The sequence below is a fragment of the Frankia sp. KB5 genome (genome assembly GCF_002099325.1).
Taxonomy (GTDB): Bacteria; Actinomycetota; Actinomycetes; order Frankiales; family Frankiaceae; genus Frankia; species Frankia casuarinae.
In genome coordinates this window covers 16,067-28,827 of record NZ_MRUJ01000123.1, presented here as the reverse complement: position 1 = coordinate 28,827, position 12,761 = coordinate 16,067, and the positions used below count along the sequence as shown (strand labels likewise).

General features: G+C 71.4%; 11 protein-coding genes and 3 pseudogenes. 8 read left to right on the top strand and 6 right to left on the bottom strand.

Translation table 11 applies throughout. The annotated features are described in order from the left end of the window. Positions 1-574 (top strand): annotated as a pseudogene (gene valS, locus KBI5_RS25300) (valine--tRNA ligase); the annotation flags it as partial. Positions 575-594: 20 nt separating this feature from the next. Here valS and KBI5_RS13315 read toward each other — a convergent pair. Then, positions 595-822 (bottom strand): annotated as a pseudogene (locus tag KBI5_RS13315) (class I tRNA ligase family protein); the annotation flags it as partial. Between KBI5_RS13315 and KBI5_RS13310 the strand changes: the two are divergent. Beyond that, a pseudogene (locus KBI5_RS13310) lies at positions 817-2,178 on the top strand (class I tRNA ligase family protein); the annotation flags it as partial. The pseudogenes KBI5_RS13315 and KBI5_RS13310 sit on opposite strands and share 6 nt — an antisense overlap. Positions 2,179-2,197: 19 nt before the next feature. Here KBI5_RS13310 and KBI5_RS13305 read toward each other — a convergent pair. From KBI5_RS13305 to KBI5_RS13295, 3 genes are all read right to left on the bottom strand, one after another. Continuing rightward, a complete protein-coding gene (locus tag KBI5_RS13305; RefSeq protein ID WP_011435758.1) occupies positions 2,198-3,580 on the bottom strand; it encodes a nitrate/nitrite transporter in 1,383 nt (460 codons plus the stop codon). A gap of 203 nt (positions 3,581-3,783) precedes the next feature. Next, positions 3,784-4,302 (bottom strand): gamma carbonic anhydrase family protein, encoded by a 519-nt coding sequence (locus KBI5_RS13300; RefSeq protein WP_023841686.1) that lies wholly within the window; start codon positions 4,300-4,302, stop codon positions 3,784-3,786. 126 nt (positions 4,303-4,428) lie between these two features. Next, complete coding sequence (locus KBI5_RS13295) at positions 4,429-4,755, bottom strand: DUF4235 domain-containing protein (protein WP_011435760.1); 327 nt, start codon at positions 4,753-4,755, stop codon at positions 4,429-4,431. Between the two features lie 248 nt (positions 4,756-5,003). Here KBI5_RS13295 and dut point away from each other — a divergent pair, with 248 nt between their 5' ends. The 4 genes from dut to KBI5_RS13275 all read left to right on the top strand — a co-directional run bounded on the left by dut (position 5,004) and on the right by KBI5_RS13275 (position 7,680). Continuing rightward, on the top strand, positions 5,004-5,594 hold the full coding sequence (dut, locus tag KBI5_RS13290) for a dUTP diphosphatase (RefSeq protein ID WP_011435761.1): 591 nt from the start codon (positions 5,004-5,006) through the stop codon (positions 5,592-5,594). Further along, a complete protein-coding gene (locus KBI5_RS13285; RefSeq protein WP_011435762.1) occupies positions 5,575-6,288 on the top strand; it encodes a DUF3710 domain-containing protein in 714 nt (237 codons plus the stop codon). Before dut ends, KBI5_RS13285 begins: the two co-directional genes overlap by 20 nt. A 254-nt stretch (positions 6,289-6,542) precedes the next feature. Further along, complete coding sequence (locus KBI5_RS13280; RefSeq protein ID WP_011435763.1) at positions 6,543-6,929, top strand: OB-fold nucleic acid binding domain-containing protein; 387 nt, start codon at positions 6,543-6,545, stop codon at positions 6,927-6,929. A gap of 40 nt (positions 6,930-6,969) precedes the next feature. Next, the gene (locus KBI5_RS13275; RefSeq protein WP_085015402.1) at positions 6,970-7,680 is read left to right on the top strand and encodes a DUF3159 domain-containing protein; all 711 of its coding nucleotides are present in this window, start codon (positions 6,970-6,972) and stop codon (positions 7,678-7,680) included. A 29-nt stretch (positions 7,681-7,709) separates the two neighbouring features. Here the strand turns inward: KBI5_RS13275 and KBI5_RS13270 are convergent, their stop codons facing one another. Both KBI5_RS13270 and KBI5_RS13265 read right to left on the bottom strand, forming a co-directional pair. Next, complete coding sequence (locus tag KBI5_RS13270) at positions 7,710-8,405, bottom strand: TrkA family potassium uptake protein (RefSeq protein ID WP_085015401.1); 696 nt, start codon at positions 8,403-8,405, stop codon at positions 7,710-7,712. Positions 8,406-8,471: 66 nt separating this feature from the next. Continuing rightward, positions 8,472-9,143 (bottom strand): TrkA family potassium uptake protein, encoded by a 672-nt coding sequence (locus KBI5_RS13265; protein ID WP_035908790.1) that lies wholly within the window; start codon positions 9,141-9,143, stop codon positions 8,472-8,474. Positions 9,144-9,272: 129 nt separating this feature from the next. Here KBI5_RS13265 and KBI5_RS13260 point away from each other — a divergent pair, with 129 nt between their 5' ends. Then, complete coding sequence (locus tag KBI5_RS13260; RefSeq protein WP_011435767.1) at positions 9,273-11,279, top strand: APC family permease; 2,007 nt, start codon at positions 9,273-9,275, stop codon at positions 11,277-11,279. Positions 11,280-11,338: 59 nt separating this feature from the next. Further along, complete coding sequence (locus KBI5_RS13255; protein WP_347272499.1) at positions 11,339-12,742, top strand: TRAM domain-containing protein; 1,404 nt, start codon at positions 11,339-11,341, stop codon at positions 12,740-12,742. Positions 12,743-12,761: the final 19 nt, after the last annotated feature.

The window sequence follows — 12,761 nt, the reverse complement described above, 5'->3', positions numbered from 1 at the left end:
CGCGGTGGCCCAGGCCGAGCTGGAGGACCGGGACCGCCCCGGCGCGTACCACAGCCTGGCCTTCCCCCGGTCGGGCGTCTCCGCCCCGAGCAGCGGGCTGGACCCGGCGGGCTCCGGGGATCTGGCGGGCTCCGGGGATCTGGCGGGYTCCGGGGATCTGGCGGACCCGATTGTCATCGAGACGACCCGTCCCGAGCTGCTGCCCGCCTGCGTCGCCCTGGTCGCCCATCCGGACGACCCGCGTTACCAGTCGTTGTTCGGCGCCACGGTGCGGACCCCGCTGTTCGACGTTGAGGTCCCGGTGGTCGCGCACCGGTTGGCCGACCCCGAAAAGGGATCCGGCATCGCGATGATCTGCACCTTCGGCGACCTCACCGACGTGACGTGGTGGCGCGAGCTGCGGCTGCCGGCGCGTGCGGTGATCGGCCGTGACGGCCGGTTCATCCCGGACCCACCGGGCGCCGTCACCTCCGCGGCCGGCCGGGAGCGGTACGCCGAGCTCGCCGGAAAGACCGTGCACAGCGCCCGGGCGCGGATCGTCGAACTGCTCGCCGGGTCCGGCGCGCTGCTCGGGGCGGAGACGCCCGACCGGGGGAAGGCCAGGCTGTGGTACGCGCCGGGGCGGTCCCGGTCCTCCAGCTCGGCCTGGGCCACCGCGGTACGGAAGGTGACGTCCCACAGCGTCGGGGCCTCGGCAAGATAGGCCTCCCCCCGAGCGAGGTTGCGCAGAAAGGCCCGCTGCGCAACGGTCCGCGACCGGGCGTCGATCGTCGCGTAGGTGTACGACCAGTCGACGGAGAGCCCCAGCCTGCGCCAGAGCTGCGCTGGTACCCGGACTACATGAAGGTCCGCTACGAGAACTGGGTCGACGGCCTCAACGGCGACTGGCTGATCAGCCGGCAGCGGTTCTTCGGCGTGCCGTTCCCGGTGTGGTACCCGCTGGACGCCGCCGGTGCGCCGCGGTATGACGCGCCGATCGTGCCCGACGAGGCCTCGCTGCCGGTCGACCCGTCCAGCGACGTCCCGCCCGGGTACGCCGCCGAGCAGCGGGGCGTGCCCGGCGGGTTTGCCGCCGACCCCGACGTGATGGACACCTGGGCGACGTCTTCGCTCACCCCACTGATCGCCAGCGGCTGGGAGCACGATACCGATCTGTTCTCCCGGGTCTTCCCGATGGACCTGCGTCCGCAGGCGCACGAGATCATCCGGACCTGGTTGTTCTCGACGGTGGTGCGCACCCACGCCGAGTTCGACGTGCTGCCCTGGTCGAACGCGGCGATCTCCGGTTGGATCCTCGACCCGGACCGTAAGAAGATGTCGAAGTCCAAGGGCAACGTGGTGACCCCGATGGGCCTGCTCGAGGAGCATGGGTCGGACGCGGTCCGTTATTGGGCGGCGTCCGGGCGGCCGGGTACCGACACCGCCTTCGATGTCGGCCAGATGAAGAACGGCCGCCGGCTCGCCATCAAGATCCTCAACGCCAGCCGGTTCGCGCTCGGTCTTGCCGTGACCCCCGACGCCGGGGTCTCCGACGCCGGGGTCTCCGACGCCGAGGTCTCCGACGCCGAGGCGGCCCCCGCCCCGGCCAGTGAACCGCTGGACCGTGCCCTGCTGGCCGCCTTGGCCGACGTGGTCGACGCCGCCACCGCGGCCTTCGACGGCTACGACTACGCCCGGGCCCTCGAGGTCACCGAGTCGTTCTTCTGGCGGTTCTGTGACGACTACGTCGAGCTTGTGAAGGGCCGGGCGTACGGCTCCTCCGGGGCGGCGGGCGCGGCCTCCGCGCACACCACGCTCTCGGTGGCCCTGTCAGCGCTGCTCCGGCTGTTCGCCCCGGTCCTGCCGTTCGTCACCGAGGAGGTCTGGTCCTGGTGGCGTCCCGGTTCGGTGCACCGGGCGAGCTGGCCGGACGCCGCCGAGATCCGCAAGCTCGCCGAGGGCGCCCGCGTGGAGCTCCTCGGTGCCGTCGGGGCGGCGCTGTCCGGTGTCCGCCGGGCCAAGTCCGAGGCGAAGGTGTCGCAGAAGGCCGAGGTCGCGAGCGTCCGGATCAGCGGCGAGGCCGACCTCGTCGCCCTCGTCGAGTCGGTGGCCGCGGACCTGCGCAGCGCCGGCAGCATCCGGGAGCTCAYGCTGAGCCCGACCGGCGGCGAGATCGCCGTCGCCGTCGAACTGGCCTGAACACCGGGCACAGCCGGGATCAGATGCCGGCAAGACGCCTGGCCGAGGGCCGCAGATACACGAACCAGGTCACCACGAAGCACAGCGCGTAGAAGGCGATGAAGGAGATGTACGCCGCGTTGCCGGTCCGGTAGCTCAGGAACGACTGCCGGAAGGCCAGGTTCACCAGCACCCCGCCGAACGCGCCGATCGCGCCGGCCAGGCCGATGAGGGCTCCGGACAGCCGCCGGGCCGAGTGCTGCGCCGCGACCGGGTCGCCACCGGCGTCGATGCTGGCCTGGGCCTTCGCCCGGAAGATCGCCGGGATCATCTTGTACGTCGACCCGTTCCCGACGCCACTGAAGACGAACAGCGCGATGAACCCGACCAGGAACAGAGGAAGCGACTCCGTCAGCGAGGCGACGAGCACGATCGCGGCCGCGGCCGCCATCGCCACGAAGTTGACGAAGGTGACCTTCGCTCCGCCGACGCGGTCCGCCAGGATGCCGCCGGCCGGGCGGATCAGCGAGCCGAGCAGCGGACCGAGGAAGGTCAGGTAGGCGGCCTTGATCGGGGTGCTGAACTGGTCGTGGAACTGCACCTGGAGCACCTGGCCGAACGCGAAGCCGAACCCGATGAACGACCCGAACGTGCCGATGTAGAGCAGCGATATCACCCAGGTGTGACCGTCACGGGCGACGTCGCGCATCGCCCCCCGGTCGTTCTTCGCGCTCGACAGGTTGTCCATGAACAGCGCCGCGCCGAGCGTCACCAGGACGATCAGCGGGATGTAGACGGCAAGGACGACCCGGGGGTGGTCCTTGCCGGCGGTGGCGAGGACGAGCAGGCCGACAAGCTGGATCGCGGCCACCCCCAGGTTTCCGCCGCCGGCGTTCAGCCCCAGGGCCCAGCCCTTCAGCCGCTCCGGGTAGTAGGCGTTGATGTTGGTCATCGAGGAGGCGAAGTTACCGCCTCCGACCCCCGCGACCGCGGCGACGATCAGCAGGGTGGGGTAGGAGACGCCGGGGGAGAGAACGACGGCCGCGAGGATCGTCGGCACGAGGAGCAACGCCGCGCTGAAGATGGTCCAGTTACGCCCCCCGAACCGGGCGACGGCGAAGGTGTAGGGGATCCGCAGCGCACTGCCGACGAGCGCGGGCAGCGAGGTCAACAGGAACTTGCCGGCCGGGTCGATGTGGTAGGCCGGTCCGAGGAACAGGACCGTCACCGCCCACAGCGACCAGATCGAGAACCCGATGTGCTCGGCCAGGATCGAGAAGATCAGGTTTCGGCGGGCGATGCGGGAACCGCCGTTGTTCCAGAAGGTGCGGTCCTCGGGCCGCCAGTCGTCGATCCAGTGGCCGCGTCGGGACGGACCGGTCACGGTGCCGGTAGTCGGGACGCCTTCCAGCGTGGCGCTCATAGATGATCCTCCGAGGTGCGGGTGATGCCACGACGGTAGGAACGCGCCGTTACGTGGCGCGGCGTCGGCTGTGACACTCTCTGAGACATCCGCTCACCTGGGTGGGGACCCAACGGTGAGACCTCGGGCGCACCGGCCGTCGGGCCGTCGGCGGACCCGCCGGGAGGGCTGGGCGAGGCGTGGGTGGCCCGGCGGTCGACCGGTCAGTCGATCCGGCGTAGCTGCTCGCGGTAGTGCTTGCCGTTCGCCACGTAGATCGCGGCCCCGGCGGCGAGGGCACCCGGGGCGACGGAGTCCGGCAGGATCTTCGCCGGCACGCCGAGCGCCCTCGCGCCCGGCGGCACGACCGTGCCGCCCACGACGACCGCGCCCGCGCCGACCAGCGCGCCCCGGCCGATCCGGACCCGGTGGAGTACCACCGAACCGGAACCGACCAGGGCGCCGTCCTCGACGACACAACCCTCCAGGTGAGCCAGATGCCCGACGGTGCAGTCGTCGCCCACTACCGTGGTGAGCTCCTCGGTGGCGTGGATCACCGTGCCGTCCTGGATGGACGTGCGGGCACCGATCTCGATCGTCCCGTAGTCGCCACGCAGCACCGCGCCCGGCCACACCGTGGACTCGGGCCCGATCGTCACCGTGCCGATGACCGTCGCGTCCGGATGGACGTAGGCCGTGGGATCGATGGTGGGGACGGCGTCCCCCAGGGCGTACACGGCCATCCGAGCCTCCCGCTGATCGCGACGCCGCCGATCCGGACGGCGCACCGGTTGATCCCATCGTGCCTGGAAAGGAGCAGCCGGGTACCCCGGAGAGCGGCTCGTGGTCGGTGCTCGTCGGTCACGCGTTCAGTCCTCGGATGCCGTCCACTCCTCGGAGAAGGAGGTCTTCGGGTGGAGCATGCCGGGCGGCGGTGAACCCGTCGCCCGGGCCCATCCGCGCGCGGCCGCGCGCTCGGCCGCCAACCGGCCGATCCCGATCGCGAGACCCGAGATCGCCGCCCAGGCGACGGCCTCCGTCCAGGCGGTGTCCGGGTCCGCCGGGTTGGCCGGCGGGTCGGACTTGCGTACCTTGCGGTACAGGGCGTTCACGACTCGGCTCGCGGCCATGCCCGCGAGCGCGGTCGCCCCTCCGCCGACGATCTTCCATCCCAGCTTTGACGCTGCTTTCGCCACCCCACACCTCTCGTTCCTCGGCGAGGACCATGTCGGTCCGCCCGCCCCCTGCTTACCCCGACCGGCCTGCTTGGCCCCTCGGATCGTCTTGGCCTCTCGGATCATCTGCTATCCGATCACGCCGGGATACGCCCGCCGGAGTCCGGGGCTTGCTGCGGCCCGTCGGACCGGCAGGCCGATGGCGGGACGAGGGCCATKGCCTAGCGTGGGGGTCACGCCCGGACCGGGCACCCTCGACCAGGAGAGCCATGACCGCCACCGATCCGACGACGCCCACCGCCCCGCCCACCGCCCCGCCTCCCGCGTCCGCGGTGCCACTCGCCGTGCAGCCCGCGCCCGCCGTACCGGGTCGGGTGGAGATCCTCGTCCGCCGGTCGGACCGCGAGCTGGCGCTGCCGGCGTACGCCCAGCCGTCGGACGCGGGGGCGGACCTGGTGACGGCCCAGGACGTGACGCTCGGCCCGGGGGAGCGGGCGACGGTCGGAACCGGTCTGAGCATCGCCCTGCCGGCCGGGTACGCGGCGTTCGTCCATCCGCGCAGTGGCCTGGCCGCGCGGCACGGCCTGTCCGTGGTCAACGCCCCGGGAACGGTGGACGCCGGTTACCGTGGAGAAATCAAAGTCGTTCTGATCAATACCGACCGATCTGACACGATCATCCTGCATCGGGGCGACCGGATCGCCCAGCTGGTCGTGCAGCGCGTGGAGCACGCCGTGTTCCGGGAGGTCGATGAGCTGCCGGCCTCGGTGCGCGGAAGCGGCGGGTTCGGCTCCACGGGGGGTTTCGGGTCCGCCGGGGGGGCAGGAAAGGAGACCACCGGTGTTCGGACGAGGACGTAGGGAGTTCGACCGTCGCGGGGCCTCCGAGATGGACGTCCCCGAGAAGGTCACCTCGCGGGGCTCGTCGGAGCCCGATGGTCCCTACGACATCGCGCAGGCACCCGATGACGACGTGCATCGCCTCGATCTCGGGTCGTTGCGGATTCCGGCGCTCGACGGCATGCAGGTGCAGTTCCAGGTCGAGGAGTCGACCGGCAAGCCGCTGACGGTGCTGGTGACCGACGGGCGCAGCGCGATGGAGCTCTCCGTCTTCGCGGCGCCGAAGAGCCGGGGCCTGTGGGACGAGGTGCGGGCCGAGATCCTGGAGACCATTCAGGGGGGCGGTGGGTCGGAGGCGGACGGTCGCTACGGCCCCGAACTGCGGATGAGCTTGCCGACCGGGCGGCCGGGCGAGACCGTGCCGGGCCGGATGATCGGTGTGGACGGTCCGCGCTGGTTTCTGCGGGCGGTGGTGACTGGCGCGGCCGGACAGGATCCGGCGGCCGGCCCCCTCCTGGACGCCGCGTTGCGCAATCTGATCATTTCTCGTGGTGACGGCGCGATGCCGGTGCGGGATCCGTTGCCCCTGAGGCTGCCTAAAGAGATCACCGATCACCCCGATCACCCCGATGGTTCCGGCGGACCGGTCGCCTCGGCGACCAGCGGACGGCCCGAGATGCCCGTGCGCGGTGCGCGTATAGCCGAGATCCGCTGACCGCCCTGTGCCCGGGGTCCCCGCATTGCGCCGAAGGCGCCCGATGGTTCTCCCAGGAGGGTCACCGGAGGTGATTCGACGGAGACCCCGTACGGCGCCCTGTGCCCGGGGTCCCCGCATTGCGCCGAAGGCGCCATGCGGGGCGGGCACATTGAGTACCGGTCATGCGTTGCATGAGACGTGTTGAACGTGCTGGACGTGCTCGAGCCGCAGTTGCTTGCGCCGAGTCGCCGGCGAGCCGGATCGGAGGAGCCGTGGGCGAGTCACGCGGCTGGTTGGGGCGCAAGCTCCACAGACTGACAGCAGGGACGAGCGAGCTCGACGCCGAGGACCTCCAGGCGGCCTCGGCGGCGGCGGGTGCCGCCCCGATGAGCGGCTGTCGTGACCGGGACGAGATCTGCGTCGCGGGTACCATCCAGGCCGTGACGGTACGTGCGCGGTCGGGTGCACCGGCCCTGGAGGTCGACATCTACGACGGTAGCGGCACCGTCACGTTGGTCTTCCTCGGCCGCCGGGACATCCCGGGCCTGCGGGCTGGCGCGTCGGTCAAGGCCTCCGGGCGCGTTACCGTGCAGGAGAACCGTCCGATCATCTTCAACCCGCGTTACGAACTACTCCCCGTTCCGTCGGCGAGCGCCTAGGTCGGCGGGTCCGCCCAACCCGACGGGATCCCAACCAGACATGCCACGTACGCCATCTCCCGACACGCCGCCGATGACGATGTCCGAGGCCATCGGCGGCCCACGGGGGATCATCGACAGCTCCGTGCCCACCGTGGCGTTCGTGACGGTGAACGCCGAGGCCGGACTGACCGCCGGCATCGCGGTCGCCATTGCCACGGCGRCCGCTCTGCTGGCGCTGCGCATCGTGCGCCGTGAGCCGACCCAGCAGACCTTCTCGGGGTTGTTCGCCGTGGCGGTCGCCGCATTCGTGGCCTCTCGTACCGGGAATGCGAAGGGGTTCTTCCTGCCCARCATCGCGAAGAACGCGCTCTGGGGGGTGGTGGCCCTGCTGTCGATCGTCCTGCGCCGGCCGGTGGCGGGGTATCTCATGGCCGGTCTGGACAGCCGCTATGCGAGCTGGCAGCGGGTACCCTGCCAGCGGCGGGCCGCGGTGTGGGCGACGGTGGTCTGGATCGCTGTGTTCGGTGTGCGGTTCGTCGTGCAGGGGGTGCTCTACCTCGCCGACCAGCCCGRCTGGCTGGCCGCGGCCAACATCGCCCTGGGACTTCCGCTGTTCGGTGTCGCGGTGTTGGCCAGCTTCGCCATCGTCCGCCGGATCGCACCGCTGCCCCCCGCCGCCACCGACTCGACGGTCGTGGCCGGCGAGGTGCTGGCCGAGGACGCCCCGCGCGGCGAGCCCCCGCGCGGCGAGCGGCGGCCTGCCGGCTGACCGCCTCCGCATCGCCAGCCTGTCGCGCGTCAGCCCGGCGCGCCCGCGCCTGCCGGCGCCTGACCGAGCAGCACAGCGAGCTTCTCCTCGGCCTCGGCATTTGTCGTGACCGCGAGAATCTCGTCGCCGTCTTCCAACGTGGCGTCGGGCGAGGGAACGACCGCCCGTCCGTCACGCAGGATCACCACCAAGGCGCTGTCCGCCGGCAGGGTGATCTCGCTGAGCCGCTGGCCGATCACCGGCGCGTTCTCGGCCAGCGTCAGCTCGACGAGGGATGCATCGCTCTGCCGGAACCGCATCAGCTGGACGAGGTCGCCGACGCTGACGGCCTCCTCGACCAGAGCCGTGATTAGGCGCGGCGCGGACACCGCCACGTCCACCCCCCACGACTCGGTGAACAGCCACTCGTTCTTGGGATGGTTGACCCGCGCCACTACCCGGGGCACGCCGAACTCGGTCTTCGCGAGCAACGAGACGACGAGGTTCACCTTGTCGTCCCCGGTGGCGGCCACCAGGACGGTGTACTCATTCAGCCCGGCCGCGTCGAGTTGGGACAGCTCGCAGGCGTCCGCGAGCAGCCACCGGGCCTCCGGTAGCGCGTCGGTCCGGATCTTCTGCGGATCCCGCTCGATGATGAGCACCTCGGAGCCGTTCTCCAGCAGTTCGGCGGCGATGGACCGGCCGACCTTGYCCGCCCCCGCGATCACCACCCGGCGCACGCTCATCGCTTCTCCTCTTCGCGCGGCATCGTCTACCCGGATCTACCCGGATCTGCCCAGATCTGCCCGGATCTACCCGGAGTCCTTGCCGTCCGGCCCGGTGCGCAGCACCGTGTCCGCCTCGGAGGCGTGCGCCTTCGTCACCGCCACGTGCACCACGTCACCGTCCTGGACGAGGGTGCGGGCATCGGGCAGGACACCCTCGCCGAACCGGGTCACGCAGGCCACCCGTACCCCGGCGGACTCCTCCAACTCCCGGATCCGGCGGCCCACCCAGGCGGGTCCGGGTGGGATAGCGGCCAGCAGCACCGAGCCCGACGGGTCGGACCACTGCGGCGTGACAGCGTCGGGTAGGAGCCGGTCGAGGATCTGGTCCCGGGTCCAGCGCACCGTGGCGACGGTGGGGATACCGAGCCGCTCGTAGACCTCGGCCCGGCGGGGATCGTAGATCCGCGCGACGACCCGCTCGACCCCGAACATCTCGCGGGCCACCCGGGCGGCGATGATGTTCGAATTGTCCCCGCTGGAGACGGCGGCGAACGCGGCGGCCTGCTCGATGCCCGCCTCGATGAGGGTGTCGCGGTCGAAGCCCATCCCGGTGACCCGCAGACCGGTAAAATCCTGCGGTAGCCGCCCAAACGCGGCGGGGTTCTGGTCGATGATTGCCACTGAGTGGCCGAACCGTTCGACGCTGCGGGCAAGCGCGGAGCCGACTCGGCCGCAGCCGAGGATCACGACGTGCACAAGGGTTGAGGGTAGTCCGATCCGGGCTGACCGGCGCAGGTCACGTGGCCGGATCTCCGGATACGGAGTATCTGTGTGCCACGTCACACTGATACTGAACTGCGTGGCTGGCGTCGGTAGCATCGCCGCGTGGCGCTCACGGACCGCCTCAAGCGCGGTTTCGTCGGTCGACCGATCGGGAGCGACCGGCTTGGGGAGACATTGCTCCCTAAACGCATCGCTTTGCCCGTCTTCGCGAGCGATGCCCTTTCCTCGGTGTCGTACGCGACCGAGGAGATCCTGCTTGTCCTGTCGCTGGGTGGGCTGGCCTTCTACCACATCTCGCCCTGGCTTGCTGGAGCCGTCGCCATCCTGATGCTGACGGTGGTGGCGTCCTACCGGCAGAACGTGCACGCCTACCCGAGCGGCGGCGGCGACTACGAGGTCGTCTCGGTCAACCTGGGCCCGCGGGCCGGCCTGCTGGTGGCCAGTTCCCTGCTGGTTGACTACGTCCTCACGGTCGCGGTGTCGGTGTCGGCCGGTGTCGCGAACCTGACGTCCGCTATCACCGGGCTCGCCGCGCACAAGGTGCTCCTCGCGGTCGTCATCGTCGTCCTACTGACGATAATGAACCTGCGTGGGGTGCGCGAGTCCGGCACGGCGTTCGCCATCCCGACCTACGGCTTCGTGCTCGGCATCTTCGTAATGATCGTCACCGGGCTGGTCCAGGCGGCCGTCGGTCATCCGCCGCGGGCCGAGAGTGCTGGGTACCAGGTGGTCGCCGAGCGTGACTACGCGGGATTCGCCCTGGTGTTCCTGGTGTTGCGGGCGTTCGCCTCGGGATGCACGGCGCTCACCGGGGTCGAGGCGATCAGTAACGGGGTGCCCGCGTTCCGGAAGCCCAAGAGCCGCAACGCCGCGACCACCCTGCTGATGCTGGGGCTTATCGCAGTCACGATGTTCGGCGGCGTCACCGCGCTGGCTCTGATCTCCGACGTGCATGTCGCTGAGCACACCGGGGACCTGATCGGCGCCAGTGGTGAGCAGCGGACCGTGATCGCCCAGGTCGCCGCCGCCGTCTTCGGGGACGGATCGCCCGGCTTCGGCTACATCGCCGTCGTCACCGCTCTCATCCTGATGCTGGCGGCGAACACCGCCTTCAACGGCTTCCCGGTGCTGGGTTCGATCCTCGCCCGCGACGGCTACCTGCCGCGTCAGCTATACACCCGCGGTGACCGACTGGCCTACTCCAACGGGATCGTGCTGCTCGCCGGCTTCGCGATCCTGCTGATCGTCGTGTTTGACGCGCAGGTCACCGCCCTGATCCAGCTCTACATCCTCGGGGTCTTCATCTCGTTCACCCTCAGCCAGACCGGGATGGTGCGGCACTGGGCACGCATCCTGCGCTCGGACGACCCGGCGGCGTCCGATCCGGCCGCCCGCCGGCGGATCCGCCGGTCTCAGGCGATCAACTTCTTCGGCGCCTGCCTCACCGGCACCGTGCTGATCCTCGTGCTGGTCACGAAGTTCACCCACGGTGCCTGGATCGTCTGTCTGGCTATCCCGATCATCTTTCTCGGGATGCGGGGGATCAGGGCTCACTACGACCGGGTCGCGGTCGAACTCACCCCGGAACCCGGGCCGCCGACCCTGCCCTCCCGGATCCACGCCGTCGTCCTCGTCAGTAAGATCCATGCCCCGACACTGCGGGCCCTGGCCTACGCCAAGGCGTCGCGGCCGCACAGCCTCGTCGCGGTCACGGTCGCCGTCGACCAGGCGGAGGCCGATCGGCTCCGCAAGGCGTGGACGGAGCGGGGGATCACCGTCGATCTCGTGGTGCTGGCCTCCCCCTACCGGGAGGTGACCCGCCCGGTGCTGGACTACGTCGCCCGGATCAGGCGGGAGAGCCCCCGCGACGTCGTCGCCGTCTACGTCCCGGAGTACGTCGTCGGTCACTGGTGGGAGCATCTCCTGCACAACCAGAGCGCGCTGCGGCTCAAGGCCCGGCTGCTCTTCCAGCCCAGCGTCATGGTCACCAGCGTGCCCTGGCAGCTCGCCTCGTCCAGGCTGGCCGAGCAGCGGTTCGAACGAACCGGGGCGGGCGCGGTGCGACAGGGCCGGGCCACGCTTCCCGGCCCGTTGGAGCGGAAGCGGTGAGTCGACAGCGTCGGCCCGCGCGATCGCGCGTCTTCGGGGGCACCGCACGGCAGGCCCGCGTGCCGGGGATCGCGGTCGGCTCGCTGCTCGACCTCGACGTCGGGCCGGTGGCCCACGGCGGCTTCTGCGTCGCCCGCTCGGGCGGTCGGGTGGTGTTCGTCCGCCATGCCCTGCCCGGCGAACGGATTCGTGCCCGAGTTACCGACGCCTCCCACGAGCGGTACTGGCGGGCGGACGCGGTCGCCGTCCTGACGCCCTCGCCGGACCGGGTGGTCGCGCCCTGCCCGCACGCCGGTCCAGGGTTGTGCGGGGGGTGCGACTGGCAGCATGCCGGCCTCGCGGCGCAGCGGCGCGGTAAGGCCGAGGTCGTGGCCGACGCCCTTCGGCGGTTCGGCGGCCTCGACGCCCGGGTCAGCCCCGCGCACGCCGGGTCCGGCCTAGGGACGGCGGCCGAGGCCGGACCCGGCGCCGAGCCGGCGCTGGAGGTGCTGGTCGAGGCGGTGCCCGTCGGCGGTCCGGAGCGGCTGACCGGATCCGACCGGCCCGGTGGCGCCGACGACGGACTGGCGTGGCGGACCCGGATGCGCTTCGCGGTGACGGCCGGCGGCGAGGTCGGGCTGCGGGCGAGCCGCTCGCACGAGGTGGTGGCGACGCCGGACTGCCGCATCGCCCACCCCCTCGTCCTCGCGGCGCTCGCCGGCCGGCGGTTTCCTGGGGCCGACGCCGTCGAGGTCGCGGCCAGCCCGGCGACCGGGCAGGTGGCCGTGGCGGTGCATCCCGCCGGTGCCGGGACGGTCGTCAACGACGAGCACGCCGGGACCGGCGAGGATCCCGGGGAGGTCGGAGYCCCCGGGGAGGTCGTCGAGGTGGTGGGGGGGCGGAGGTTCCGGCTCGGGCCGGAGGTGTTCTGGCAGGTCCATCCGGCGGCTCCCGGCGTGCTGGTGGACGCGGTCCGCGAGGCCCTGCGTCCCCGAGCCGGGGAGACCGCGCTCGACCTGTATGCCGGGACGGGCCTGTTCGCGGCGTTCCTCGCGGAGGATGTCGGCGCCGCTGGCCGCGTCATCGCGCTGGAGTCCGACGCCGCGTCGGTCGCGGCCGCGGCGAACAACCTCGCCGATCTGCCATGGGTCTCGCTGCGGGCGTTGCGGGTGACGCCGGCTACCGTTCGTGGGGTGGTCGGTACGGGCGGGCCGGCCGGCCGGGTCGATCTCGCGGTGCTCGACCCGCCGCGCACCGGGGCGGGCCCGGCGGTGGTGGCCGCGCTGCTCGCCCATCGCCCCCGCGCGGTCGCCTACGTCGCCTGCGATCCTGTCGCGCTGGGTCGGGACCTCGCCGCCGCGGCGGCCGCGGGCTACGACCTCGTCGTGTTGCGCGCCTTCGACCTGTTTCCGATGACCGCCCACGTCGAGTGCGTGGCACTGCTCGAGCCGCGCGGCGCGGACCGGAATCCGAACCTGGTGTGATTGCGTCGGTACCAGAAGT

Bases quoted from the DNA above. Each gene is read 5' to 3' on its own strand.
- KBI5_RS13305 (WP_011435758.1), bottom strand. From the start codon at position 3,580: ATGAGCGCCACGCTGGAAGGCGTCCCGACTACCGGCACCGTGACCGGT.
- KBI5_RS13300 (WP_023841686.1), bottom strand. From the start codon at position 4,302: ATGGCCGTGTACGCCCTGGGGGACGCCGTCCCCACCATCGATCCCACG.
- dut (WP_011435761.1), top strand. From the start codon at position 5,004: ATGACCGCCACCGATCCGACGACGCCCACCGCCCCGCCCACCGCCCCG.